Source organism: Nitrospira sp. BLG_1 (genome assembly GCF_047338595.1).
Lineage (GTDB): Bacteria > Nitrospirota > Nitrospiria > Nitrospirales > Nitrospiraceae > Nitrospira_D.
On the sequence record NZ_JBLFBO010000021.1, the window covers coordinates 20,649 to 42,896 of the forward strand.

Annotated in this window: 23 protein-coding genes; 11 read left to right on the forward strand and 12 right to left on the reverse strand. The window is 56.2% G+C overall.

Annotated features, from left to right (window positions below; translation table 11 throughout):
* Nucleotides 1-137 precede the first annotated feature (137 nt).
* Together hflK and hflC are read left to right on the forward strand one after the other, a co-directional pair.
* Nucleotides 138-1,265, forward strand: coding sequence for an FtsH protease activity modulator HflK (hflK, locus tag ACMTNU_RS14135; protein ID WP_413935907.1), 1,128 nt, complete (start codon nt 138-140; stop codon nt 1,263-1,265).
* A complete protein-coding gene (gene hflC / locus ACMTNU_RS14140) occupies nt 1,262-2,122 on the forward strand; it encodes a protease modulator HflC (RefSeq protein ID WP_413935908.1) in 861 nt (286 codons plus the stop codon). Before hflK ends, hflC begins: the two co-directional genes overlap by 4 nt.
* A 4-nt stretch (nt 2,123-2,126) precedes the next feature.
* Here hflC and ACMTNU_RS14145 read toward each other — a convergent pair whose 3' ends face one another.
* The 4 genes from ACMTNU_RS14145 to ACMTNU_RS14160 all read right to left on the reverse strand — a co-directional run bounded on the left by ACMTNU_RS14145 (nt 2,127) and on the right by ACMTNU_RS14160 (nt 7,150).
* Nucleotides 2,127-3,809, reverse strand: coding sequence for a formate--tetrahydrofolate ligase (locus ACMTNU_RS14145; RefSeq protein WP_413935909.1), 1,683 nt, complete (start codon nt 3,807-3,809; stop codon nt 2,127-2,129).
* Nucleotides 3,810-3,968: 159 nt separating this feature from the next.
* A complete protein-coding gene (locus ACMTNU_RS14150; RefSeq protein WP_413935910.1) occupies nt 3,969-4,994 on the reverse strand; it encodes a M23 family metallopeptidase in 1,026 nt (341 codons plus the stop codon).
* Between the two features lie 132 nt (nt 4,995-5,126).
* Nucleotides 5,127-5,459, reverse strand: coding sequence for a divalent-cation tolerance protein CutA (cutA, locus tag ACMTNU_RS14155; RefSeq protein WP_413935911.1), 333 nt, complete (start codon nt 5,457-5,459; stop codon nt 5,127-5,129).
* 317 nt (nt 5,460-5,776) lie between these two features.
* A complete protein-coding gene (locus ACMTNU_RS14160) occupies nt 5,777-7,150 on the reverse strand; it encodes a M20/M25/M40 family metallo-hydrolase (protein ID WP_413935912.1) in 1,374 nt (457 codons plus the stop codon).
* A gap of 124 nt (nt 7,151-7,274) precedes the next feature.
* Between ACMTNU_RS14160 and ACMTNU_RS14165 the strand changes: the two genes are divergently transcribed.
* From ACMTNU_RS14165 to ACMTNU_RS14180, 4 genes are all read left to right on the forward strand, one after another.
* The gene (locus tag ACMTNU_RS14165) at nt 7,275-7,733 is read left to right on the forward strand and encodes a hypothetical protein (RefSeq protein ID WP_413935913.1); all 459 of its coding nucleotides are present in this window, start codon (nt 7,275-7,277) and stop codon (nt 7,731-7,733) included.
* 106 nt (nt 7,734-7,839) lie between these two features.
* On the forward strand, nt 7,840-8,400 hold the full coding sequence (locus ACMTNU_RS14170) for a LemA family protein (RefSeq protein WP_413935914.1): 561 nt from the start codon (nt 7,840-7,842) through the stop codon (nt 8,398-8,400).
* A gap of 7 nt (nt 8,401-8,407) precedes the next feature.
* Nucleotides 8,408-10,180, forward strand: coding sequence for a DUF2207 domain-containing protein (locus ACMTNU_RS14175; protein WP_413935915.1), 1,773 nt, complete (start codon nt 8,408-8,410; stop codon nt 10,178-10,180).
* A gap of 13 nt (nt 10,181-10,193) precedes the next feature.
* Entirely contained in the window at nt 10,194-10,916 is a 723-nt protein-coding gene (locus tag ACMTNU_RS14180) for a hypothetical protein (protein ID WP_413935916.1), read from the forward strand.
* 23 nt (nt 10,917-10,939) lie between these two features.
* Here ACMTNU_RS14180 and ACMTNU_RS14185 read toward each other — a convergent pair whose 3' ends face one another.
* Nucleotides 10,940-12,121, reverse strand: coding sequence for an outer membrane beta-barrel protein (locus tag ACMTNU_RS14185; RefSeq protein WP_413935917.1), 1,182 nt, complete (start codon nt 12,119-12,121; stop codon nt 10,940-10,942).
* Between the two features lie 77 nt (nt 12,122-12,198).
* Nucleotides 12,199-12,951 carry a zinc ribbon domain-containing protein gene (locus ACMTNU_RS14190; RefSeq protein WP_413935918.1) on the reverse strand — a complete coding sequence of 251 codons (753 nt, stop codon included), beginning with the start codon at nt 12,949-12,951 and terminating at the stop codon, nt 12,199-12,201.
* A gap of 154 nt (nt 12,952-13,105) precedes the next feature.
* Here ACMTNU_RS14190 and ACMTNU_RS14195 point away from each other — a divergent pair, with 154 nt between their 5' ends.
* Both ACMTNU_RS14195 and ACMTNU_RS14200 read left to right on the forward strand, forming a co-directional pair.
* The gene (locus tag ACMTNU_RS14195) at nt 13,106-13,342 is read left to right on the forward strand and encodes a DUF4160 domain-containing protein (RefSeq protein WP_413935919.1); all 237 of its coding nucleotides are present in this window, start codon (nt 13,106-13,108) and stop codon (nt 13,340-13,342) included.
* The gene (locus ACMTNU_RS14200; protein ID WP_413935920.1) at nt 13,323-13,667 is read left to right on the forward strand and encodes a DUF2442 domain-containing protein; all 345 of its coding nucleotides are present in this window, start codon (nt 13,323-13,325) and stop codon (nt 13,665-13,667) included. Before ACMTNU_RS14195 ends, ACMTNU_RS14200 begins: the two co-directional genes overlap by 20 nt.
* 307 nt (nt 13,668-13,974) lie before the next feature.
* On the opposite strand, the gene ACMTNU_RS14205 is transcribed toward ACMTNU_RS14200, so the two are convergent.
* Both ACMTNU_RS14205 and ACMTNU_RS14210 read right to left on the reverse strand, forming a co-directional pair.
* Nucleotides 13,975-14,955, reverse strand: coding sequence for a site-2 protease family protein (locus tag ACMTNU_RS14205; RefSeq protein ID WP_413935921.1), 981 nt, complete (start codon nt 14,953-14,955; stop codon nt 13,975-13,977).
* A gap of 12 nt (nt 14,956-14,967) precedes the next feature.
* Complete coding sequence (locus ACMTNU_RS14210) at nt 14,968-15,810, reverse strand: MBL fold metallo-hydrolase (protein WP_413935922.1); 843 nt, start codon at nt 15,808-15,810, stop codon at nt 14,968-14,970.
* 71 nt (nt 15,811-15,881) lie between these two features.
* Between ACMTNU_RS14210 and ACMTNU_RS14215 the strand changes: the two genes are divergently transcribed.
* Nucleotides 15,882-16,046, forward strand: a complete 165-nt coding sequence (locus ACMTNU_RS14215; RefSeq protein WP_413935923.1) for a hypothetical protein — start codon at nt 15,882-15,884, stop codon at nt 16,044-16,046.
* A 15-nt stretch (nt 16,047-16,061) separates the two neighbouring features.
* Here the strand turns inward: ACMTNU_RS14215 and ACMTNU_RS14220 are convergent, their stop codons facing one another.
* The 4 genes from ACMTNU_RS14220 to ACMTNU_RS14235 form a co-directional block, all read right to left on the reverse strand.
* Nucleotides 16,062-17,534, reverse strand: a complete 1,473-nt coding sequence (locus ACMTNU_RS14220) for a M16 family metallopeptidase (RefSeq protein WP_413935924.1) — start codon at nt 17,532-17,534, stop codon at nt 16,062-16,064.
* On the reverse strand, nt 17,531-19,147 hold the full coding sequence (locus tag ACMTNU_RS14225) for a M16 family metallopeptidase (protein ID WP_413935925.1): 1,617 nt from the start codon (nt 19,145-19,147) through the stop codon (nt 17,531-17,533). The genes ACMTNU_RS14220 and ACMTNU_RS14225 overlap by 4 nt, the downstream gene beginning before the upstream one ends.
* Nucleotides 19,148-19,242: 95 nt before the next feature.
* Nucleotides 19,243-19,890 (reverse strand): HAD family hydrolase, encoded by a 648-nt coding sequence (locus ACMTNU_RS14230; RefSeq protein ID WP_413935926.1) that lies wholly within the window; start codon nt 19,888-19,890, stop codon nt 19,243-19,245.
* Nucleotides 19,890-20,354 carry a hypothetical protein gene (locus tag ACMTNU_RS14235; RefSeq protein ID WP_413935927.1) on the reverse strand — a complete coding sequence of 155 codons (465 nt, stop codon included), beginning with the start codon at nt 20,352-20,354 and terminating at the stop codon, nt 19,890-19,892. The genes ACMTNU_RS14230 and ACMTNU_RS14235 overlap by 1 nt, the downstream gene beginning before the upstream one ends.
* Nucleotides 20,355-20,680: 326 nt before the next feature.
* Here ACMTNU_RS14235 and ACMTNU_RS14240 point away from each other — a divergent pair, with 326 nt between their 5' ends.
* On the forward strand, nt 20,681-21,112 hold the full coding sequence (locus tag ACMTNU_RS14240; protein WP_413935928.1) for a ribonuclease domain-containing protein: 432 nt from the start codon (nt 20,681-20,683) through the stop codon (nt 21,110-21,112).
* A gap of 149 nt (nt 21,113-21,261) precedes the next feature.
* The gene (locus ACMTNU_RS14245; RefSeq protein ID WP_413935929.1) at nt 21,262-21,699 is read left to right on the forward strand and encodes a barstar family protein; all 438 of its coding nucleotides are present in this window, start codon (nt 21,262-21,264) and stop codon (nt 21,697-21,699) included.
* The last annotated feature ends 549 nt before the right edge of the window (nt 21,700-22,248 follow it).

The window sequence follows — 22,248 nt, forward strand, 5'->3', positions numbered from 1 at the left end:
CATCCCTCTGGAATCGATCACATCGCTTCATCTCTGCTCTCTTGCTTGCGGGTCTATCTGGACTTGTCACTCCTGGCTACACTCTGCTATGGTGCAACGCGGTTATTTCACCATCCATTGGATTTGGACATTGCCGAATGGTCTGGGACCCAAAAGATCCGTGGGGCAAGAAGCCCGATCCGCTTGAGGACGCGCTCAAGCAGGCCCAATCTCAGCTCAAAGATCTCTTTCCCCCCGGTGGGTTCAAAAGCCTCTTACCTTCCGGCGGAATCTTAAATCTTGTCATTGCTGCGGTAGTGATCCTGTTCATTTGGCAGGCGGTGTTTATCGTCGCGCCGGACGAAGAGGGGGTCGTCAAGCGATTTGGGGTGCCGGTTCGAACGGTCGAGCCAGGGCCTCATTTCAAGATCCCGTTCGCTGAGACCGTCCTGCAGCCCAAGGTCGCGAAACTCTACCGGGTCGAAGTCGGCTTCCGCACCAGCCAGCAGGGTCGCCAGCAAATGGTGCCGCAAGAAGCCTTGATGTTGACCGGCGATATGAACATTCTGGCGATCGAGTTTATCGTACAGTACAAGATCAAAGAAGCCGGTGAGTTCTTGTTCAACGTCGCGGATATCCATGAGACCATCGGCAAGGCGGCCGAAGCCTCCATGCGGGAAGTGGTGGGCAAAAGTAAGATCGACGAAGCCCTGACCACCGGCAAGGCGGTGATTCAGCAAGACACGATGACGCTGTTACAGACGATCCTGGATCAGTACCACTCCGGGGTGCAGATTGCGGCAGTCCAGCTGCAAGACGTGGATCCGCCGGAAGCGGTCGCCGCCGCGTTCAAAGACGTGACCAACGCCAAGGAAGACCGGGAAAAGCTCATCAATCAGGCGCAGGGATACCGCAACGACATTATCCCGAGGGCCAAGGGTGAAGCGGCGGAGCTCGTCAACCGTGCCAAGGGGTTTGCCCAGGCCCGCGTCAATCGCTCGCAAGGTGAGGCCAATCGCTTTCTGGCCACGCTCAAAGAGTACAACCAATCGAAGGATGTCATCAGCAAACGGATTTATATCGAAACGATGGAGGAAATCCTCCCCAATATGGAGAAGATCATCATCGATGGGAAAGGGGGCGAGCGCCTGCTCCCGTATCTCCCGTTGGATCGCCGCTCGAAGCTGACCGCAGCCAGTGGGGCAAAGGCCAGCTCGCAGCTGGAGAGTGAAGAATCCCGGCCAGAACCCTCGCCCACACTGAAATCGAGAGGAGCTCGGCCATGACCAAGCAGGGGTTGGTGCTGACCGTCGTGGCCGCGATTCTCGCGTTGTTTGTCCTCGGGGCTTCGCCGCTCTTCGTCGTGGACGTCATCCAGACCGCGATCGTGGTCCAGCTGGGGAAACCCGTTCGGAACATCACCGAACCGGGCCTCTACATGAAGGTCCCCTTCGTCCAAGAGGTCACCTACTTCGACAAGCGGCTGTTGGATTATGATTCGAACGCCCAGGACGTCATTACCTCGGACAAGAAGACCCTCTTGTTGGATAACTTTGCAAAATGGCGCATCGTCGACCCGCTCAAGGTGTATCAAAACTTCCAGAGCCAGCGCGGCGCGCTCCAACGCCTGCACGATATCATCTATTCCGAACTCCGCGTGGAATTAGGCCGGCATGAGCTCCTCGAGATCGTGTCGAGCACGAGAGCGGATATCATGCGGGTCGTCACCGAACGCGCGAAGGAAAAGGCGGCGGGGTACGGCATCGATATTCAGGATGTGCGGATCAAGCGCGCCGATTTGCCGGAACAGAACGAGAAAGCCGTGTTTGCACGGATGCAGGCGGAACGCGAACGCCAAGCGAAACAATATCGAGCGGAAGGCGCAGAAGAAGCGCAGAAGATTCGATCGGAAGCGGAAAAAGACCGGGAGATCATTCTCGCCCAGGCCTACAAAGAGTCGGAGGAGCTTCGGGGAGGCGGCGACGCCAAGGCGTTTCGCATCTACGCCGACGCCTACCGCCAGGACCTGAAGTTCTTCGAGTTTACCCGTTCAATGGAAGCCTACAAGAGCGCGTTCAAGGACGGTTCTACGCTGGTCATGAGCCCGGATTCCGAGTTCTTTCGGTACTTGAAGCAGCGCTGAGTTGCTACGAAAGTCCTACGATTTTTCCACTGGTCGCATCCAAGCTGATCCGCTCACCGGCCGGTTTCTTTGGTAACCCTGGCATCAACTGAATCCCTGAACAGACGGCTGTTACAAATCCGGCCCCGGCCAGGATTCGAAGCTCTTTGATCGGAACGATAAACCCTTTCGGTCTCCCCTTGAGTGTCGAGTCGTGTGAAAGTGAGAGAGGGGTCTTGGCCATACAGACCGGCAAGTTCCCATACCCTAACGCTTCAGCCCTATCTATTTGACGTTCAGCCTCCGGCTCGAATCGAACCCCGTCCGCTCCGTACATGGTCGTGGCAATGGTTTCGATCTTTTTCTTGATCGGCAAGGACACGTCATAGAGATGCCTGAACTGCCCTGGCGTTTGGACTGCTTTCGCCACAGCGACTGCAAGCTGCTCGGCCCCCTTGCCTCCATCCGTCCAATGAGCTGAGACGGCGGCATCTATGGCTCCCATCTTCATCGATTGCTCACGCACCCAGTCCAATTCATCCTGTGGATCGTCTTTGAAGGCATTCACCGCGACAACCACTGGTACCCCATGTGCCCGCACATTGGCCACATGTTGCTCCAAATTGGCGATGCCTTTTGATAAGGCTTCCTGGTTCGGCCCCGTGAGACTTGTGGGCAATGGCACACCTGCTTTTGCCACACCTCCTCCGCCATGAAGTTTCAATGCCCGCAGGGTCGCAACGACCACCGCCACTGCTGGTGAATTCCCCGAAACCCGGCACTTGATGTTAAAAAACTTCTCCGCCCCAAGATCACTCCCGAACCCTGCCTCCGTAACAACAAACTCGGCACATCGCAACGCAATCGCGTCAGAGATGATCGAGCAATTACCGTGGGCAATATTCCCGAATGGTCCTGTATGCACAAATGCAGGAGTCCCTTCCAATGTTTGAACCAAATTGGGCTTCAACGCATCCTTCAGCAGGACCTCCATCGCCCCTACACACCCAAGTTCCTCAGCTCTGACCGGCTTTCCAGACGTCGTCAATCCGACGACGATGCGACTAAGACGCTCCCGAAGATCTCGCCGATCCTTTGCAAGGGCCAAGACCGCCATGATCTCAGATGCCTCGGTAATGACAAATTGGCCTGCGCGGCTACCTGTCCCCTCTCCTAATACGATCTCTCGAAGTGCCCGATCGTTGACATTCAGCGTTCGCGGCCAAGTGATCTTTTGTGGATCAATCAAGAGCCGATTTCCATGAAACAGATGATTGTCCACGAATGCAGAGAGCAGATTATGACTGGCAGCCACCGCATGGGCGTCTCCGGTCAGGTGAAGGTTGATTTCCTCCATCGGAATGACTTGGGCATGCCCGCCACCGGTACCACCGCCCTTCACTCCGAATACCGGGCCGAGCGACGGCTGGCGCAGCGTAAGAGCGGTACGATGCCCGAGCCGGGTTAGCCCCATAGCCAGACCAATCGACGTCGTCGTTTTTCCCTCGCCCAGAGGTGTAGGATTGATCGCAGTGACAAGGACATAATGTCCCTTGGAGGTAGTGTGGAGACGGGCCAAAATCTCCGGCGAGACCTTTGCCTTATCCCGTCCATAACAGGTCAGCTCTTCGGCACGGATCCCGAGTTGAGCCCCGATATCGAGAATGGGGCGAGAGGTGACGGATTGCGCGATTTCTAGGTCGGTCAAGAGACACTCATTTTGGCGTGAGCTCAATCACACAGGGCCGGAGTATACCACTGTTTGTGAGTTATGAAGAGTGAGGAGCAGGCCAAACTGTCTTGGTTAAGGGGGGAAAAGCAAGTAACCGATACAGGAATGGGAGGGTTTCGTGAGCCTTCACCCCTTTTACTCTAGGATGTACTTGGTTGGATCAAGTGCCTGACCGTTCAACTTCACCATATAATGCAGGTGCGGGCCAGTCGACAGACCTGAACTGCCAACCAGCGCAATGACATCGCCACGATCGACTCGCTGACCTTCCTTGGCCAAAGCCTTGGCCAAATGCCCGTAGAGTGTTTCAACCCCGAACCCATGGTCGACGCGGACCATATTCCCGAGTTTCGGATCATAGCCTACTGAGGTCACCCGGCCTTGAGCCGGTGCACGAACCGGAGTATTGGGAGCCGCCCCGATATCCAACCCATCATGCCACGCTGGCTTCTCAGTGAAAGGAGAAACACGAGGACCAAACCCTGATGTCACCCATCCCTTTACCGGCCAAATAGAAGGTGTTGAAGCCCATCGAGAGGAACGTTGCTCCGCAGCCTCCGATAACTCCGACAAGATGCGTTCTTGGGCCGTGGTCGCCTTCGAGAGCCACTCCAGACCATCCTTCACAGCAGCCACCGCCTCAAGATGGTTCTTGGACTGGTCAACACCCACAGCAGACGCCTGGTTGGACTTTTCCCCTCCATCCTTTGAACTTGCAGAACTCGCCGAACCCGGATTCGTATTCCCATTGAGGCTTGGCATCGCCCCACCTTCAAGAAGCGGAACGTCCTCACCACCTCGGCCATTCACCATATCGCCTGACTTTGGAACTTCGATCCCCAGCATGACTCGAAGTCGTTGATTGACCTCGTTCATGGCCCCAATTCGCTTCTTGAGATCATCGATGGCTGTCGTAAATGCCGCAGTCTGCTCACGCGCACTCATTGCCTCACTGCGGAACGCAGACAGTTCCCATACCTCTCCCGTCCTGACAACATAGTGAGAAACGACGAGCAGATCGGCAACAACAAGAAGACCAACAGAGGTCAGCAGCGTCCGGAGAAGCTTTTTCGAAAAACTGAAGCGCAACGGTTTTGCCGTCGACCCTCGAAAGACGACAACCGTATAAGTCCCGCCGTCTTGATTCGTTGTCTGAGCCATAGTCATCGCCCCCCTGCCAATTGATCCCGGTAGGTTCACCCGGTGGAGACCGCCACGTTACCGACTTCTCTTCCTCCCGGTCAACCCCCCTAAAAACCGGTATGCCCCTGAAGTCATGTCAGCCCCATGAGTTTAGGAAACTTCGCTCCGAACCCAGTCCAGATACGGCTGAAATCCCTGTGTAACAGAAATTGCTATGATTTCAGGCACCTTATAAGTGTGAACTGTTAAAATCGCCTCTTGAAGGGGCAAGACTTTATCGGATGTTGTTTTGATGAAGATAAGCGACTCCTGATCGTTTACAATCTTTCCTTCCCACCGGTAGGTTGACTGGACTGTGGGAATAGTTGAAACACAAGCCGCAAGGCGGGATCTTACCACCAGGTCGGCGATTTTTCCTGCTTCCTCTTGGTTCGCCACGCTCACCATGACGACGACAACCTTCTGACCCAATTCGCCATCCATAGGCCGCCAGGATACCTAACCAATCCTTGCACATTCAACCGTGATGGGAGGACGAGTATCGAGACCGGAAACCCATAGAAAACCATATGCCCATCTCACCATTGAACAAATGAGCAACTTCTATGCCCTATGATTGAAGCGGCAGGCTTTTCCCAGCGCGTACTTTCAATGACTTGTGGGATCAGAATCGTTAAGAGTTGGGAAATTTCATCCTATCACTGCAGAAGAAACAACACAGTCAACCAATTTTTGTGAAGCTCTGTTCAAAACTGACCCTTGTGGGTCCCCTAAGCGAGCTATACAATTAGAGCTACATTCTACCCCTCACCCTTTCCCATTCGTGCTAACTCTTCAAAGTAACAGGCAAATGCCTTCATTCCACCGGAAGCTTGTCCCCAGTCGAAATATTCATTGGGCGCATGATAGCCATGTTCCGGCAAACTTAACCCCATGAATAAAATTGGAACCTTCCACATATTCTGCATCGTGACGACCGCCCCAATCGATCCTCCCTCACGTACGAAGGCCGGTTCTTTTCCGAATCCCGCTTTCACAGCCCGCTTCACACAATCCACATAAGGCCCGGTAAAGCTCCCCTTAAATGGATGGAGCATCCCCTCTCGCTCTACCTTAATAGTTGGATTGATCTTGGCGACATGTTTCTTGAAGAGGGTAAACACCCGTTCAGGAACTTGGTTGGGGACCAGACGCATGCTTATCTTAAGTTCAGCATGGCCAGGCACGACGGTCTTCACACCCTGTCCATGGTAGCCGCCGCTGAGACCATGAATTTCGAACGTCGGCGAGGCCCAAATCCGCCGCAGGACCTCGGCAGGATCCTGAACCCGTAGCGACCGAAACCCATAGGCCTCCTTGAAACCCTTCACCTGGAAACCGGACTTCAAGAAACTCTTGATCTCGGCCTTCGTGGGTTCCACCGCATCATCATAGAAGCCGGGAATCTTCACTCTCCCGGTTCGCGCATCGACACACGAGGTGGCCACCTCCATCAACTCGGCCAGGGGATTACGGGCCGCCCCCCCTGTGACACCTGAATGCGCATCTTTCTCCCCGGTGCGTAAGACCAGACGCGCCCCCAGCAGACCACGGAGACCATAGGGGACCGCAGGCCGCCCCTTGGCGATCCAGATCGTATCCGACACGATAACCGAGTCCGGTTTCGGGATCGCTGCACGATCCTTAAGCCCTGCCCGAAAATGCGGACTGCCGATCTCTTCCTCAAGCTCCCATAAGAACCGAATATTAATCGGCACCCCTTGCTCAATCGCATATTTTGCACCGAACAAGGCCGTAAGGGCCGGTCCCTTGTCATCGGTCGCCCCTCGGCCATGGTAGATCCCGCGATCGTTCCGAAACGCGAACGGAGCCTGTTTCCACTCAGTCTCTTGCGCGGGCTGCACATCCAGGTGATTGTAGATCGTGACGGTGGGGTACTCAGCCCCCGTAGTCCAGCCTCCCGAAACAATGGGAGCTCCCCCGGTCTCGACGATGTGCGGATCGGCCCCCAAATCATCGAGATACTGCTTCGCAAGCTCGGCCATACGCCGCATATCTCCCGCACGAGACGAATCCATACTGATCGACGGCACTTCCACCATCTGGCCCAAGAGATCCTCGAACTGAGGCCGTGTCTCCGCGATAAAGGCCCCGAGTCGTTGCTCATGTCCCATGCCCGTAATCCTCCTTGCTCAACGAGGCTGAATTATAACGATGCGAGGTGTCTAAGACAAAGCTGCTGCGGGTTTCTTATGAAGAACATGTTAAACTGACGCCCACTCCGAGCAGTTTCCACTCATGATTTGTCGTGCAACTCATCGCCTCTATTGCCTTACGCTCTCCGCCTCGATCCTATCTTCGACCCTGGGCTGGGCCGGAGATCCTATCAGCCTCCAACAGATTCTCGATGAACCGAAGATCTACCATCTTCGGCATGTGACCGTACGAGGCACTGTACGAGATGTGCAACCGCTGGCCCCGTATACCTTGGCGAATGGAGATCCATGTTATGGCGCGTACCTGTTCCGTCTGGAAGAGGATGAGGCGACCCTGTCAGTGGCCGTCTTGGGGATCTGCGGCAAGCCAGTCGTTCGCGACCCGGAGGTCGAAGACGGTGATCGGGTTGAGGTCAGCGCCACGATCCAGGCACCAAGTCACGGAGGAACGATTCTAAGCTTCAAGGGTCCGAAAACGACAACTGAAGAAGAAGCCGTCGTGCAGGCGGTGGCTGATCGCATTCTCCCCATCGTGGAATAGTTCCCCCCTGGTGTCGGCTATCCTCGCTTTTCTTTACAGCTCCACGACCCAGGGATATAGTTCCCACAAGTTCACGACTTCTGAATACCCGTTCAACGGAGCGCCCATGACGTGGATTCCATTGATCGTCCTGGCAGTGTGCGTGCTGATCGTCATCGGCATCTACAACAGCCTGGTTCGGTTGAAGGTCCAGTCTGAGAGTGCCTGGGCTGACATCGATGTGCAACTCAAGCGGCGGCATGATCTCATCCCCAATCTGGTCGAAACGGTCAAAGGCTATGCGGGCCATGAGAAACAAACCCTAGACGCCGTAATCGGGGCCCGCAATCGCGCAATGTCAGCAACAACTCCCTCCGCAAAAGCGGAAGCAGAAGGCCTATTGGCGCAATCCTTGAAATCTCTGTTTGCCGTCGCTGAAGCCTATCCGCAATTACGCGCGGTCGAAAGCTTCACGCAACTTCAGGCGTCCCTCAGCCACATCGAGGAGGCCCTGCAGAATGCTCGCCGCTACTACAACGCCGTCGTCCGAGACCTGAACACCAAGATCCAGGAATTCCCCTCCAACATGATCGCGAATCTCTTCAGCTTTAAAGCACGCGAATTCTTTGAGCTCGTCGATGTTGTCGAGCGCGGCGTGCCGAAAGTCAGCTTCGAACAGACACGCTGATTGCCCCGTGACAAGGCGCATCCCATCCATCCTCCGATCAAGTTATTTTCCGCTGCTCTTTACCCTGTGGCTCGTGGTTGATGTCGTCCTGCTCACCAGTCCCCCTGCACAGGGCCGGACGATGGTCATCGAACAGTTCCACGCCGAGATTCAGGTCCTTACGAATGGGGACCTGATCGTCACCGAAACGATCCGACCTCGATTTACAGGCTCGTGGAACGGGTTGAAACGTGATATTCCAGTCGAATACCGAACCCCGCAAGGATTCAATTACACCCTATGGCTGGATCTCCTCAGTGCAACGGACGAGCACCAGGTCCCACTCAAGTACGAGAGTTCACGCGATCGGCATTATCAAGTCTTCAAGGTCTGGTTGCCGGATGCACAGGACACCACCAAGACGCTGACTTTGCGCTACAGGGTAACCAATGGGCTGAAATACTTCGAAGAACACGACGAACTGTACTGGAACGTGACGGGCGACGAATGGGACGTACCGATCGAATCAGCGGGGGCGCGCATTCTCCTTCCTGCCGGAGCGACGGGTGTCAAAGCTCTCGCTTTCAGTGGGGCCTACGGAGCACGTGAACAACAAGCGGACATAGGTATTACCGGCCCTGAAATCCGCTATCAGATGACACGGCCACTCGGCTTTCGTGAGGGGCTCACGGCTGTGGTCGGCTGGGATAAGGGACTCGTCATCGAGCCAAGTTCTCTGAAATTATCTGGTTACTTCCTCCGATCCAACTGGCCGTTGCTCCTCCCGATCGGTGTCTTTGGCCTGATGTGGCGCCTGTGGTATCTGCGAGGCCGTGATCCACATCGACGTCCCATCACGGTTGCCTATGAACCTCCGGCACAACTGACACCCGCCGAGCTCGGCACCTTGATTGACAACTCGCCGGATCTGCGCGATATCACAGCAACCGTGGTGGACCTCGCCGTTCGAGGATTTGTCCGCATTGAGGAACGCCAGGAGCCCCAGCTCCTCGGTTTGTGGTCAAGTACAGAGTTCTCTCTGCACCAAGTGAAGTCCGCCGGGGAGTGGACGGAGCTCAAGCCGCATGAACAGATCATCATAAACGGAATCTTTTCGAACGGCACCATGACAGTTGTGCCCCTCTCCGATCTGAAGAATCGCTTCTATACCTATCTTGATGGGATCAAATCATCGCTCTTCGATCAACTCATGAAGAGAGGATACTATGCAAGTCGGCCGGATCGGGTCAGGTACATCTATGTGGCCATCGGTATCGCTGCGGCGGTCGCGTCACTCTCCGGGGCGGCATTCTTACAGGAACACTATGGTCTCGCACTCCAGACCGGTCTCGCAGGGGGACTGCTGTCCAGCGCGATCATCATGGGATTCGGATGGGTGATGCCTGCGAGAACGATTCGTGGCACGCGGGTGTTGGAGCAGATACTTGGCTTCGAAGAGTTCTTGACCCGGGTTGAGTCCGATCGCTTTGCACGAGTCCTCAAGACTCCCCAGATGTTCGAGAAATTTCTGCCCTTCGCGATGGCGTTGGGCGTCGAGCGCAATTGGGTCCGCGCTTTTGAGGGCATTTACACGCAACCGCCTACCTGGTATCAAGGAAGACATCTCAAAGACTTTCAGCCTGGCCGATTTGTCGAGAACCTCTCGCAGATGTCGACCGCAACCGGAGCGGTCATGGCCTCTGCACCACGAAGCTCCGGAGGATCCGGCTTCAACAGTGGCAGGTCTTCCGGCGGATCGTCGGGAGGCGGCTTTGGCGGCGGAGGGGGAAGCGGATTCTAACAGATGGAATGCGATGCGACGGCTCAGTAGGACGGTAACCCAGTATTCCTTTGGAATTGCCCTCGCGCTGATCGTGGCAGGGTCGGCTGGCTGTGCAGGCAGTCGAGGGTTCGATCAGGCTGCAATGCGCGAAGCCCTTCACCTCGACTCTCCCTCAGCCTCGGAAACCCCACCTGTCTTGCCAGGGAGCGCTCGCCCCTCCCCACCGTTTCGCCTCGGGATCTTCTTTGTTAAACATCAAGTTCCCGACACACCATCCATCAGAAAGGTTGAGTGGCTGAGCGCAGATCGAGATCAGCTCCTCCGCGAGCTCGCACCGCTGCGAGATGAGCGGCTCCTTGCGGACATGTTCGTACTCACGGATGTCAGACTGCGCGGTACCGATATCAAAGAAATCAGGCAGGCGGGGGCTCGGTTCGGCGCCGATATGACCTTGATCGTTGATGGGGTCGCCGGCATCGATCGGTACAACAACTACTTGGCCTGGTTGTACCCGACTCTCCTCGGAGCCTATCTCGCTCCCGGTACCGAAAGCGACGCGCTCGTGATGGCCACAGGAAGCCTGTGGGCCGCCCACTCTGACTGGCATACTCGGATCCAGACTGTCGAAGAACGATCAAAGATAGTGGGAGCGGCGGCCTTCCTTGATGACAATGCCCCATTGCACGACGCGAAGAGGCTAGCCATCCAAACACTCGGCAAGTCTATCGTAGAGCAACTGCGGCTCCTCAAGTAGCACTGGTCTCACGCGACAGAGGGTTAGAGTGAATCGAAGCTCACCAAGACTCCCAGTAAGAAAAGATGTTGTCCCGGCACAATGCCGGGAACCCCGGGACGGATCTCGCCGCTCTTGAAAAAGCCACCTCCTGCCCCGGTGGAGTCGTCATACCGATGCTCAACCCGCACGATCGTATTCGTCCATTTATGGGGAAGCTGGTACTCGACTGTGGAAGTAATGGCCTTCACGAACTGTTCAGCCCCTGTCCAGCGACCGTTCCGATCCCAGTAGAATTCAGGCCGCAGCGCCACAGACCACGGCCCGGCGACATGCCACCTGGCGACCAGGTTTCCTCCCATGACAAAGGCTCGGGGATTATCCGGCTGACTTGCAATGCGTTCAGTTCCAATATCGAGAGACGCCGCGATCGTCACGTCGTCGCCTTTCCATTCTAGAATCTGATTGCCGTACAACCGCCAGAACTCCATCGACGTATTTGGTTGGTCCGGTCCTGCATAAAGCGTTTGCATGAGGGTGAATCGTGGTGTGGCTTTCCAGATCCATCGACCTCCATAACTGGGGTGATCGTTAGGATGGGCAAGATGATAATAACTGCTCACGACAAAGGCCGTGACGGTGAGAGCGTCGCTCACAGGATACTGGGCATTTACGCCGAACATCATGTACGGCGTGTTGTCCGCAATCCATGATCGCGTGTAGTTGGCATTGTCTTTTGCATAGAGCGACTCATACCCCATCAAACTGTTGAATAGGCCGGCGGTGATCGTCAGCCCTTTGCCGACCGGAGCAAGATACGACACATTCGCACGATGAAGATGTCGAAGCACATCCGATCCCTCGACGCGTCTCTCGCCCACTAAGAAGGCAAACTCTTCAGAGTCTCGCCCTCCCTGGAAACCCAGTTCCATGCCCCAACGTGACGTCTCTCTCGCATCCTTGCGCACATAGGCCAGTCCCATGTTGGGAGAGAGCTCGTTATGATGAGCCGCCGTGGCGCGATGCCGCCAAAGATGATTGTCGGGAAAATTAAAATTTCCGACGTACCCGACATCGACATAGGCTCCATAATGCCATGGAGAGGTGGATATCGTAGGTGTACGAGATGCGAGATCGCTTGGATTTCCTGATTCCTGGCCAAAGGCCGATGCAGTCAGCAACGCCACAATAAGACAGACACTTGACAGGGTAGTGATAGGTGACACGACCTGTGGCTCCTCACATTCGATTGGCCTGCTTGGATATCGTAAGAGAGTTGGTACACCCACGCAAGGAGGGATCGCTATTCCCAGAGTCGGCGGGAGTGACGCAGCAAGAGAGTGCCTCCCCAGAGGAAGGAAGCGAGCATCAGAAGTATTCCAAGATTATAGGTCAAGTGAGCCAAGCGATGATCCCACTCCAACAAGTCCAGCATCGTCAGGATGTTGTTCCAGTCATGCCCGTCCGTTTCCTTTCCGGTGACTCCACCAAGTAGCATCAGATCCATCGCGCGCGCATCGTTGATGTAGGGCGCGATGTCCATCAAGCTCTCTGCCATCCACCAGAGGGCTACGGAGGCACCGAACGGATCATGGGTCTTCACCAGGAATGTCCCGAGACAGATCACCGGCATAAGAATCTGCCCCAGGGTGCCGCCCAGAATCGTCATAAAGCGCCCGAAGGGGATGAAGAGAATATGGCCGGCTTCATGAAACGGCAGATTGATGAGATGAACAAATGACTCACCGGTGTAATTCGTCTCAAGCGGGGTGGTCATGAATGCCCAGCCCCACCAAACCATGGCCACGAACACCGCCGCTCGACCATAGAAGGTCATGGATTCGGTCGTCTGGTCCGATTCAATCAGCCACTGCTTGGCTGTCAGGAACCACCTAGACTCTATGACTGCTGGCCGAGATGGTGAAAGACGCCCCTTCGCCGCTAGAGGTTTGTGTTTGGCAAAGATAATCCCGCATCGTCCACATTCCTCTGCTCCATCAGGCCGTTGCGCCTGACACTTCGGGCAATGTGGGACCGATACACTCTCTGCAATCATTTCTCCACTGTAGGGCTCCTCAGAAAATCGAACAAGGAAATCTGAAGAAGGTTGCAGGCGTTGCAACCTCCGGTCAGCCTGGCCCCAGAGAAGCAGCAGATCGCTTCAGCTCGAGAGCGCAGACATGCTAATATGTGCGTATGAGCGAACGTTCATGCCGACGGTTCTAAGGGCTGGTCCGTATCGGTTCTTCTTTTATGCGGGTGATCGAGAAGAACCGACGCACATACACATTGAGCGGGAAGACAAGGTGGCAAAGTTTTGGCTCGATCCGATTCGATTACAGGAAAGTGGAGGATTTTCTCGTTCGGAAATCGTCCGTTTGCATAAGCTCGTGATTGAGTATGAAAACAGCCTTCTGGAGGCATGGGATGAATACTTCGGCAGTTGAAATCTCATTACCGGTCGCCGAAACGGTGACCGTGACGGAAGACACGCTCACCGTCGAGTTGAGCGATGGACGGAGCCTGTCCGTGCCACTTGCTTGGTTTCCACGCCTCGTTCATGCCACACCTGTAGAACGCAGAGGCTGGCGATTGATCGGCAGAGGGCATGGAATTCACTGGGAGAAGCTTGATGAGGACATCAGCGTTGAAGGTCTCCTCGCGGGCAGACCGTCCGGAGAAAGCCAAGCATCGTTTAAAAAATGGCTCTTCGCTCGCAGGACCAGCCGGGCACGAGGTTCTACTCGACGTACCAGAAATGGCCGTCACTAGCTAGTCAACAAGCGTTCCCTTCCAACTGAATTTGTTCATCTATATGTGGCAATTAACCGAAAAGATGAAATATCGAATTGCTCATCAGTACCGTACCTTGAAGGTTGGACTATCCTCCGACCTTGCCTTCCATCGATCATAGAGGCAAGTCGTGGACACATAGGCATGCACCAGTCACTACCGGTTCACTCAACACTCCAATGCTTCCAACCAGTGAATCCTGGCCATCAAATATAGATGAGCAGTCTGACCTCAGTGCCACTTCTCGTGATCTTGCACGTCGTGGCAAGTCCATATAAACAGCCTGTCAGTGGACGGAAAACGGCACCGGCACGAAAGTGACAATAAACACGGCCAACGCAACCCAGCCGACGATCGTCCGGTTACGCCCCAACGGGATGTGAGGGTCTAGAACTGGTGGATGGCCGAGGCCCCACAATCCCGCCATAAAGGCCCAGAGGAACCAGCCGGGCCAGCCGAAAAATCCTAAGGCTAAGAGGACCGGGAGAAACGCCAGCGCCATGGTCCGTTGTCGCTTCCCCCACAAGGCATAGGCGACATGGCCGCCGTCCAGCTGGCCGATGGGCAACAGATTGAGCGACGTCACAAACAGCCCGAACCAAGCGGCAAACCCGATCGGATGAAGTACCACATCCGCCTCCGGCGGGAGCGGCCCGATGATGAGCCAGGACATGAATTGGAGGAGCAACGGTTCACCGAGCTGCAATCCCAACGTGGCGGTTCGATCCACGACCGTCGACAGATTCAATCCGACGATCAGCGCAGCGACAGCAACCACGAATCCGGCCAAAGGACCGGCGACGCCGATGTCGAACAGCGCACGGCGGCTCAGAATCGGCCCTCGCATACGAATGATGGCGCCGAACGTTCCGATGAAATACGGCGGCCCCGGAATGAACAGCGGCAGGGAGGCAGGTACTCGATGGATCTTCGACAGCACATAATGTCCCAACTCATGCGTGGTGAGGATAAAGAGTAAGGCCCCGGCAAACGGAATGCCTCGCCAGAGCAGCTCAGGAGATGTCAGGAGAAAATTCAACGGGCCGCGCGCCGGACCATTGTACGTTTGGTAGGCCCCGGCCCACAGCGTCGTAAAGACCGTCAGGAGGAAGAGGACAATCGGAAGCGTCCATTTGGAAAAAAACGACGGCGCACCCTCGTCTTCGTCCTCCGTGACATCGACGATCTGGGGTGGAGGCTGTTCCCCCACATCAAGAACAGTCCCGTTCTCACGGTCTCGATATTCCTCTCGCCCCAAACCATTCATAATCACTCTGCGTTATGGAAGCGCTGCAAACGGATTGTGCTCGAGTTCTTCCTCGACAGTCGTAGCAGGTCCATGGCCGGGCAGAAGACGATAGTCCGGCGAGAGTTTCAGCACGCGGTGGGTGACTGAATTGAGATGTGATGGGTACAACTCTTTGGGATTGGACCGTCCGATCGATCCGGCAAAGAGCGTATCCCCGACGAAGCAGACCGGCCACTGGGCATCATCCGCGCAGTAACAGATCCCTCCCGGCGTATGCCCGGGCGTCGTCATACATCGGAGCGTGCGACGGCCGAACCGGATCATGAGATCATTGTCCGGGACCACCAGCAATTCCCGCCGCGGTCGCCAACTGAGCAGCTCCACATCCTCTGGCCCGAGGTAGACGGGGACTTCATACCGGTTAAGAATCTGCTCAATCCCCTCGGCATGATCCGCATGGCCATGCGTCAAACAGATGCCGAGCAGTCTCAACCCGCGACGGCGAAGCTGATCCAGCATGGCCGGCGCGTTATAGGCGGTATCCACCAGCAGCGCTTCCCCCTCATCGTGCAGGAGGTATCCCTGGACGCCATACCCGTTGATGGACCCCTGCACCACCTCCACCCATGGCGGCATGCCTTGGGCAACCGGCTCCCACTTATCGATCGCGATCTGCGCCAGCGGCTCCGGACGCAAGCCCAACGCCGTGGCCAGCGCACGCACCTCCGTGCGGTCTCGCGGCTGATCGCCACGTTCCAGCGCCGTGATATCGCCACCGGGCAATCCCGTCATGCGGGCCACATCGCCGACGGACAAGCCCTGTCCGGCACGGGACTTTTTCAGAATGTCACAAAAATCATCTTCAAGCGGCATGAATTAGCCCTCGGCGGTGAGTTCTTTTTCCCCTTATCCCAACCCTACGCATGGTGGCGAGTCCGTGCTTTGTGGCGTCGACGTCGCGAGTCGACCTTCATGAGCAAGACGCCCAGCACGCGACGGCATTGCGGCCCAAGGCCGCAGCCTTAAAGGAGCGTGATGCCATGTCGATAGTAATGCCGACAGCCATACTGATACGAACGCATGGCGATACGCCAAAACGCACGGGCTAGCCGCCGCGTCCCTCTTCACCCTTCCGGGCTCAGCGTGATCTCCTTCACCTCTCCGAACGTCGCCAAGGCTTTCGGCAGGGCCTCACCGGATCCAACCGCAACAATCTTCAAACGATCCGGGCGCAAATGTTTCTTGGCCGCTGTCTGAACCTCCTCCTTGGTCAACGACACGACCTTAGCGCGCAGCTGCTGCAGAAAGTCCTTCGGCAACCCGTCATACTCCAACTCGACCAACCGGCTGACAATCGCCGAAGGACTGGCAAAGGAGAACACGAACGAATTCACGTAGGCCTCCTTGGCCTCGGCCAGTTCCGTATCGCTCACCGGCTCCGCACGCATCCGTTCGATATTCGCCACAAACCGCTCGATCACTTCCTGCGTGGAGGTCAGTTTCGTTTCCGCCCGCATCAGCCAAACCCCTTGGTCGTGCGTGCCTGTATTGAGACGGCTGCCGACGGAATAGGCCAGCCCGCGTTTGGTCCTCACATCATTGAACAGGCGACTGCGAAACGAACTTCCTCCTAAGATGTCGTTGGCGATGGCCAAGGCGACGTAGTCGGGATCATTCTCCTTGATCGAGAGATGTCCCAGACGAAGATGGGTCTGCGACGTCTCCTTACTGACGAACCTGACCACCGGCCTGGACGGCTCCGCTTCCGGCACATCGGCAATCCTCAATTCCGGCACCGTTCCCTTTTTCCAGTCTCCGAATACTTTGCGCAGTGCGGCCAGCATCTCATCTTTTTTGAAGTCGCCGGTCACACCGAGAATCATCCCATTGGGATGAATCGTATCGCGATGAAAGGTAACCAGATCGTCCCTCGTCATCCGTGTGATCGAATCCAGCGAGCTTTCTCGGGCACTGGGATGATCAGGCCCATAGAGCACCTTGGCAAATTCTCGACCGACGATGGACCCCGGATGATCCTGCCTTCGGCGAATCCCTTCGATCGCTTGCAGCTTAGCGAGATCCACGCGAGCCGGGTCAAACGCAGGTCTTCGCAAGAGACCGGCCAAGATTTCCAACCCACGGGGGACATCTTTGCTCAACACATCCAACGACGCCGACCCTGATTGCCGACCGATTCCGATGCTCACATCGCCCGCGAATTGCTCTAACTCCGCATCGACTTGCTCGGCCGACAGTCCTCCTCCACCGCCCGTCCGCATGACCGCACCGGTCATGGATGCCAATCCGATCTTGTCGATCGGATCAAGCCAACTCCCGGTTCGCATCGTGACCGTCACCGACACAAGCGGCAACTCATGGTCTTCCAGAAGATAGACGACCATGCCGTTCTCGAGAACCACCCGATCCGGCTCCGGCGGTGAAAATTCCACGGGTTGAAACGCCATGGATCGAGGATCACCGAGTACCGGTTCACCGGCAGAGACCGTGACGGCTGAAGCCAGCAATACGGCCATCCCCAACAAAGCAGTGATTCTCCATCCCTTCACCCCTTGCCCCTCACCCCTCACTATCCTCATGGCTGCACCTCGTTGCCCGACATGGCGGTCACACTTTTACCGAGACTTTTCTTGACCAACACCGCGACGGTCCGATTCGACCTGGTAAAGTATTGCGCGGCGACTCGCCGGACATCGGCAGCCGTCACCTTACCCACATTGTCGCGTGACGTCAGAATGTAGCGCCAATCGCCGGCAACCGCCTGGTACAGAGCCAGTTGAGACGCCAATCCACTGTTGGATCGCAGTCCACGCACGAGATCTGCATCCAAGTTATTGAGCACTTTCTCCAGCTCCTGTGCCGAGACCGGCTCCTGCTTCAGCCGCTCAACCTCCTCATAAATCGCCGCTTCGACTTCCGAGGCCGTATGAGGAGCCAATGGCGTCGCCGTGAGCACGAACAGATTCGGCGCACGCACTCCGGGATGACTGGCATCGGACCCGACCGAGACAGCCAAACGTTTCTCCCGCACCAGTTTCTGATGCAAGCGGGACGTGAGGCCGTCGCTGAGCACCGCATCGATCACGTCAAACACATCATCATCCGGATGGCCCAGGGTCGGCTTGTGATAACCGATCACAAGAGCCGGCTCGGCATCAAACTCCACCTCCACCCGGCGTTCCCCTCGTTGTTCCGGCTCCACCGTCACCAAGGATGGCGCCGGCGGCGCGGCAGGAATCTTCCCGAACGTCCGCTCAATCAAGGCAATGACTTCCTTGGGATTGATATCCCCCACCAAGGCGATCGTGGCGCGATTCGGGCCATAATAGGTCTTGAAGAAGGCTTCCGTGGCAGCCGGTGTCAACGAGAGGATATCGGAGCCCCACCCGATGGTTGGAATTCCGTACCCGTGGGCCCGGAATGCCGCCGAGGTAAAGGTTTCAAACAACAGCCCGTTCGGACTGTCGTCGTTGCGCAGACGCCGCTCTTCCATCACGACGCCGCGTTCCTTGTAAAACTCGCGTAAGACAGGGTTGGCCATCCGGTCTGATTCGATTGCCGCCCACAGCGGGAGTCGATTGGAGGGCAAGCTGATCATGTACCGCGTCAGATCTTTCCCGGTTGAGGCATTGAGTCCCACGCCACCGTGCCGCTGGTACATCAGCGCCATTTCATTGCCGACTACATACTGACCGGCCTGCGCTTGCAGGGCCAGAAACCGCTTCTGCAGCGATTCGATTGCCGCTCGTTCGTCTTCCGTCGCCCCTCCCCCTTCTTTGGCCGCCACCTCTCGTTCCCGCAGATCGAGTTCCGTCCCGACGACGGCCAGCTCATCGAGGAGCGGTTTTTCCTTCTCGTAGTCGGTCGTCCCCACGACACGCGTGCCTTTGAAGGCCATATGCTCGTACAGATGGGCAATGCCCGTCTGGCCCACCTGCTCATTGATGCCGCCCACGGCAAAGGTGATGTTGATGGAGACAACCGGCGTCTGATGCCGCTCGACCATGAGCACCGTCAGCCCATTGGCAAGCCGATGCTCGATCACCCGATCGGCAAAGCTCGGTGACGCTGCAAACGACAGATCGACGTTGAGAATCAGGCTTAGCGCCAGCAGAAGCACGGTGACGTATGACACACGGAGCTTCGTCCATGGCTCACCCGAAAGTTTCGAATTCCATGTTTCTCGTTTCATGTTTGAGGTTCCTCCGGCAACTCGAAATCTGAAACTTGCAACGTGAAACTTTTGAGCGGGAGACGCTTCACGAGATACGCGAGACGGATGAATAGTCATATGAAAATCTCCGTGAGTTGTTCCGGTGTTTCGATGAACCAATCAGGCTGGCAGGCTTCCATCTTCTGCCGATTGCCCATGCCGTATCCTACGGCACAGACCCGAATGCCTGCGTTATGCCCGCCATTGATATCGTTCGTACTGTCTCCGACAAGGACCGTCCGATCCTTCGGTACGCCCATCTTGCTGATGATGTGGAGGAGCATACCGGGCTCCGGCTTCAGGCCGAACCCATTGTCTCCGCCCACCATGTACATGAAATGTTGTGGTCCCAACCCATTCAAGATCACGCGCGTGTATTCAATCGACTTGTTGGTCGCGATCACTTTCTGCTTGTGCGCAAAATGCTCGAGCATGGGTTCGATTCCTGGGTAGAAGGTCGTCCGGTCCAAGCAGTGTTCGAGATAATGACCCCGGAACACTTTCAAGGCTTCTTCAAATTTCTCCTGATTCCCTTCCCCGACCGCCAGGCGCAGCAGCCGCTTCACCCCGTCTCCGACAAACCCGAAGATCTCTTCAAGAGGACGCTCCGGCAATCCCAACTCATTCAACGTGAAATTGACGGCATGGGCGATGTCCCATTTGGACTCGATCAACGTTCCGTCCAAGTCAAAGATCAGGAGGTCCACAGGCGTCTGTGCCATTAGTTTGCCTTTCGCAACGATTCGATAAGGTCGGTGAGTACTGTGCGTTGGATGTCGTCCGATTCGTGGAGAGCCGCATCTCGAGCAAAGCTCACCATCCGCCTCAACCCGACATGGGGCGGGATGACTGGTGAGAGGATACGCCAGTAATTGCCCACGACTTTCACGTGAAAGCGAACCTCTTCGGTCCTGTCCTCAGGGACAAAGCTGGCCGTCTCGAGATACACCGAGCCTCGCACCTGAAAGGTCACCGGGATGATAACTTCTAGATTGTTCACAATCTCCCATTGCCGGTAATCCTCGGACACGGTGGTTTTTTGCACCACCACGATATGCCCCCACGCCGGTTCCTCTTTCCACTCGACATAGGGCATGACCGTATCGAATGAGGAGGCGTCGAGGCGTGCTCCTTTCTGATCCAGCAACACATACCGCTTGACGACGTCCGCCGGGGATCTCCGCATCGAGCCGCTCGGACTCAACTGCGCATTCGACGTCCCCGCCAACGTGAGGAGTACGAGCACAAGTAGAGTGGAGACACCGGCCCGTGATACACAGACCGAGCCGCTCGAGCCACTCCTCAACACAGCAAATACATTCCGCAAGATAATCAGTGACGATATGATGATTCGGTTTTGTTCGCGGCACACACCGGCCCGCTCATTCTAGCAAACAGGGCTGAAGACATCCAGGCAAGTACGTGAATCCCTGAGGAGAGGGTTTGACCTTCGCGAAAAGAGAATGCTACGGTCGTCTCATCTGAGCCACACATCCGCACAGGAGAGAACCTGTGTCCACCCGTCGATGGCAGCAGCTCCAACACTTCGGCCTACTTGTCGCCCTCTGCTGCACGATCCTACTTGTTCCATCGATCGGTACCACAACTCCAGACCTCGTCTCCCACACTCCGACCACCAGCGCCTCGATTCTTCTCCCTCCGCAGACCGACGATCCTTCGTGGTTTACAACCCCGCCTGAAAAAGCCTACGATCTCCTCACACAACTGGAAAAGCGAGGAGGGCGTCCACTTCCAGGTTATGTCGGGGGACGTGACTTCCAAAATCGAGAACGCCGTCTTCCTCCCGGTCGCTATCGGGAGTATGATGTCAACCCGAAGATCTGCGGGCGCGGGCGTGACGCCGAACGGATTGTGATCGAGCAACGAACCGGGAAGGCCTACTATACCGGAGATCACTACAGAACGTTTGTCCCCCTCAATTGACAGAAACTGCAGCACGTGAGCGCCCTATGCCGGTAACACTGTCTCTCCGCACCCACCTCAGCACCTCAGCACCTCCCTGGTCAGGACTTCTCGTCTTACCTCGCGGGAGTGCGGCCACAACGATAGTCACAGCTCCCGCCGGATTTCTAATGCGCACGATCGAAGGCAAGAAATGTCGAACGACGTCGGGCCTCTTCGATGAATTCGCGCAGGCACTGTCATTCCCGGAATACTTCGGACACAACTGGGATGCCTTGGAGGAATGTCTCGCTGATTTCGAGTGGCTTCCCGCCAAAGGCTACATCCTCCTCATTTCGAACGCCCATGCGGTACTCCCGGATGATGAAGAAGAGTATGAAACGTTGCTGGAAGTCCTCAACGACGCCGGAGAGGCCTGGAGCAAAGGACAAACGGCGGACGGCCGAAGCGCCCCGTTTCATGTGGTACTTGCCGTGACGGCACAGGATAAGTCGACGCGACATCGTTGGGAGCTGGAAGAGTTCAGCTCCACCGAGCAGGGAAAGTCCGGAAGAAAACCCCTCCGAAAACGCTCAGCAACTTCCAAGAAGAAATCTGCCAAGAAATAGCAGGGCAGCGATAACGGCTAGGCCCTGTAGCTCGTGCACGTCGTTCGTGAAACGTGAAGCGCCCGGATCCCGAAACGAAATACGCTTCACGTACGGCACTTCACGGCTTTGGGATCACGTTGTGCAGAAATCACAAACCTGAAACAGGAAACCCAAAACTTGAAACCGTCTCAGGAGAAGCGTTCATGAAGAATGCGGTTAGCTCATACAGCAGCCAGGGCTCCGGATAAGCCTGGGAGGAAGGGATAACACGCATGTCGTTTGTCGACGCGCCTCCCAACGAGCCCTGACCGCTCTCTCATGCGTGAGGCAGATGCTGTGCGTCTCCCGGGGATCATCGAACGGCGCTTTCTCCCCGACGAAACCATCCTGACCTTCGCCTCGGCACCAAGAACACACCACTTTCATGGCGATCTCACTTTCCTAACTTGCCGGATACAGCAAGAATCACGCCGCCCTCAACCCCTGACGACTCAGCAGCCAAATACAACGGAAAATGAAGAACCCCGCCCTTCCAGGCGGGGTCTCCTTACAATTCAAGCTGCGCTT

What these genes read in the sequence shown, in the direction of transcription:
- hflK (WP_413935907.1), top strand. Translation starts at nt 138, where the DNA reads ATGGTCTGGGACCCAAAAGATCCGTGGGGCAAGAAGCCCGATCCGCTT.
- hflC (WP_413935908.1), top strand. Translation starts at nt 1,262, where the DNA reads ATGACCAAGCAGGGGTTGGTGCTGACCGTCGTGGCCGCGATTCTCGCG.
- ACMTNU_RS14150 (WP_413935910.1), bottom strand. Translation starts at nt 4,994, where the DNA reads ATGGCTCAGACAACGAATCAAGACGGCGGGACTTATACGGTTGTCGTC.
- cutA (WP_413935911.1), bottom strand. Translation starts at nt 5,459, where the DNA reads ATGGATGGCGAATTGGGTCAGAAGGTTGTCGTCGTCATGGTGAGCGTG.
- ACMTNU_RS14160 (WP_413935912.1), bottom strand. Translation starts at nt 7,150, where the DNA reads ATGGGACATGAGCAACGACTCGGGGCCTTTATCGCGGAGACACGGCCT.
- ACMTNU_RS14165 (WP_413935913.1), top strand. Translation starts at nt 7,275, where the DNA reads ATGATTTGTCGTGCAACTCATCGCCTCTATTGCCTTACGCTCTCCGCC.
- ACMTNU_RS14170 (WP_413935914.1), top strand. Translation starts at nt 7,840, where the DNA reads ATGACGTGGATTCCATTGATCGTCCTGGCAGTGTGCGTGCTGATCGTC.
- ACMTNU_RS14180 (WP_413935916.1), top strand. Translation starts at nt 10,194, where the DNA reads ATGCGACGGCTCAGTAGGACGGTAACCCAGTATTCCTTTGGAATTGCC.
- ACMTNU_RS14190 (WP_413935918.1), bottom strand. Translation starts at nt 12,951, where the DNA reads ATGATTGCAGAGAGTGTATCGGTCCCACATTGCCCGAAGTGTCAGGCG.
- ACMTNU_RS14195 (WP_413935919.1), top strand. Translation starts at nt 13,106, where the DNA reads ATGCCGACGGTTCTAAGGGCTGGTCCGTATCGGTTCTTCTTTTATGCG.
- ACMTNU_RS14200 (WP_413935920.1), top strand. Translation starts at nt 13,323, where the DNA reads ATGAATACTTCGGCAGTTGAAATCTCATTACCGGTCGCCGAAACGGTG.
- ACMTNU_RS14205 (WP_413935921.1), bottom strand. Translation starts at nt 14,955, where the DNA reads ATGAATGGTTTGGGGCGAGAGGAATATCGAGACCGTGAGAACGGGACT.
- ACMTNU_RS14210 (WP_413935922.1), bottom strand. Translation starts at nt 15,810, where the DNA reads ATGCCGCTTGAAGATGATTTTTGTGACATTCTGAAAAAGTCCCGTGCC.
- ACMTNU_RS14220 (WP_413935924.1), bottom strand. Translation starts at nt 17,534, where the DNA reads ATGAGGATAGTGAGGGGTGAGGGGCAAGGGGTGAAGGGATGGAGAATC.
- ACMTNU_RS14225 (WP_413935925.1), bottom strand. Translation starts at nt 19,147, where the DNA reads ATGAAACGAGAAACATGGAATTCGAAACTTTCGGGTGAGCCATGGACG.
- ACMTNU_RS14230 (WP_413935926.1), bottom strand. Translation starts at nt 19,890, where the DNA reads ATGGCACAGACGCCTGTGGACCTCCTGATCTTTGACTTGGACGGAACG.
- ACMTNU_RS14235 (WP_413935927.1), bottom strand. Translation starts at nt 20,354, where the DNA reads ATGCGGAGATCCCCGGCGGACGTCGTCAAGCGGTATGTGTTGCTGGAT.
- ACMTNU_RS14245 (WP_413935929.1), top strand. Translation starts at nt 21,262, where the DNA reads ATGCGCACGATCGAAGGCAAGAAATGTCGAACGACGTCGGGCCTCTTC.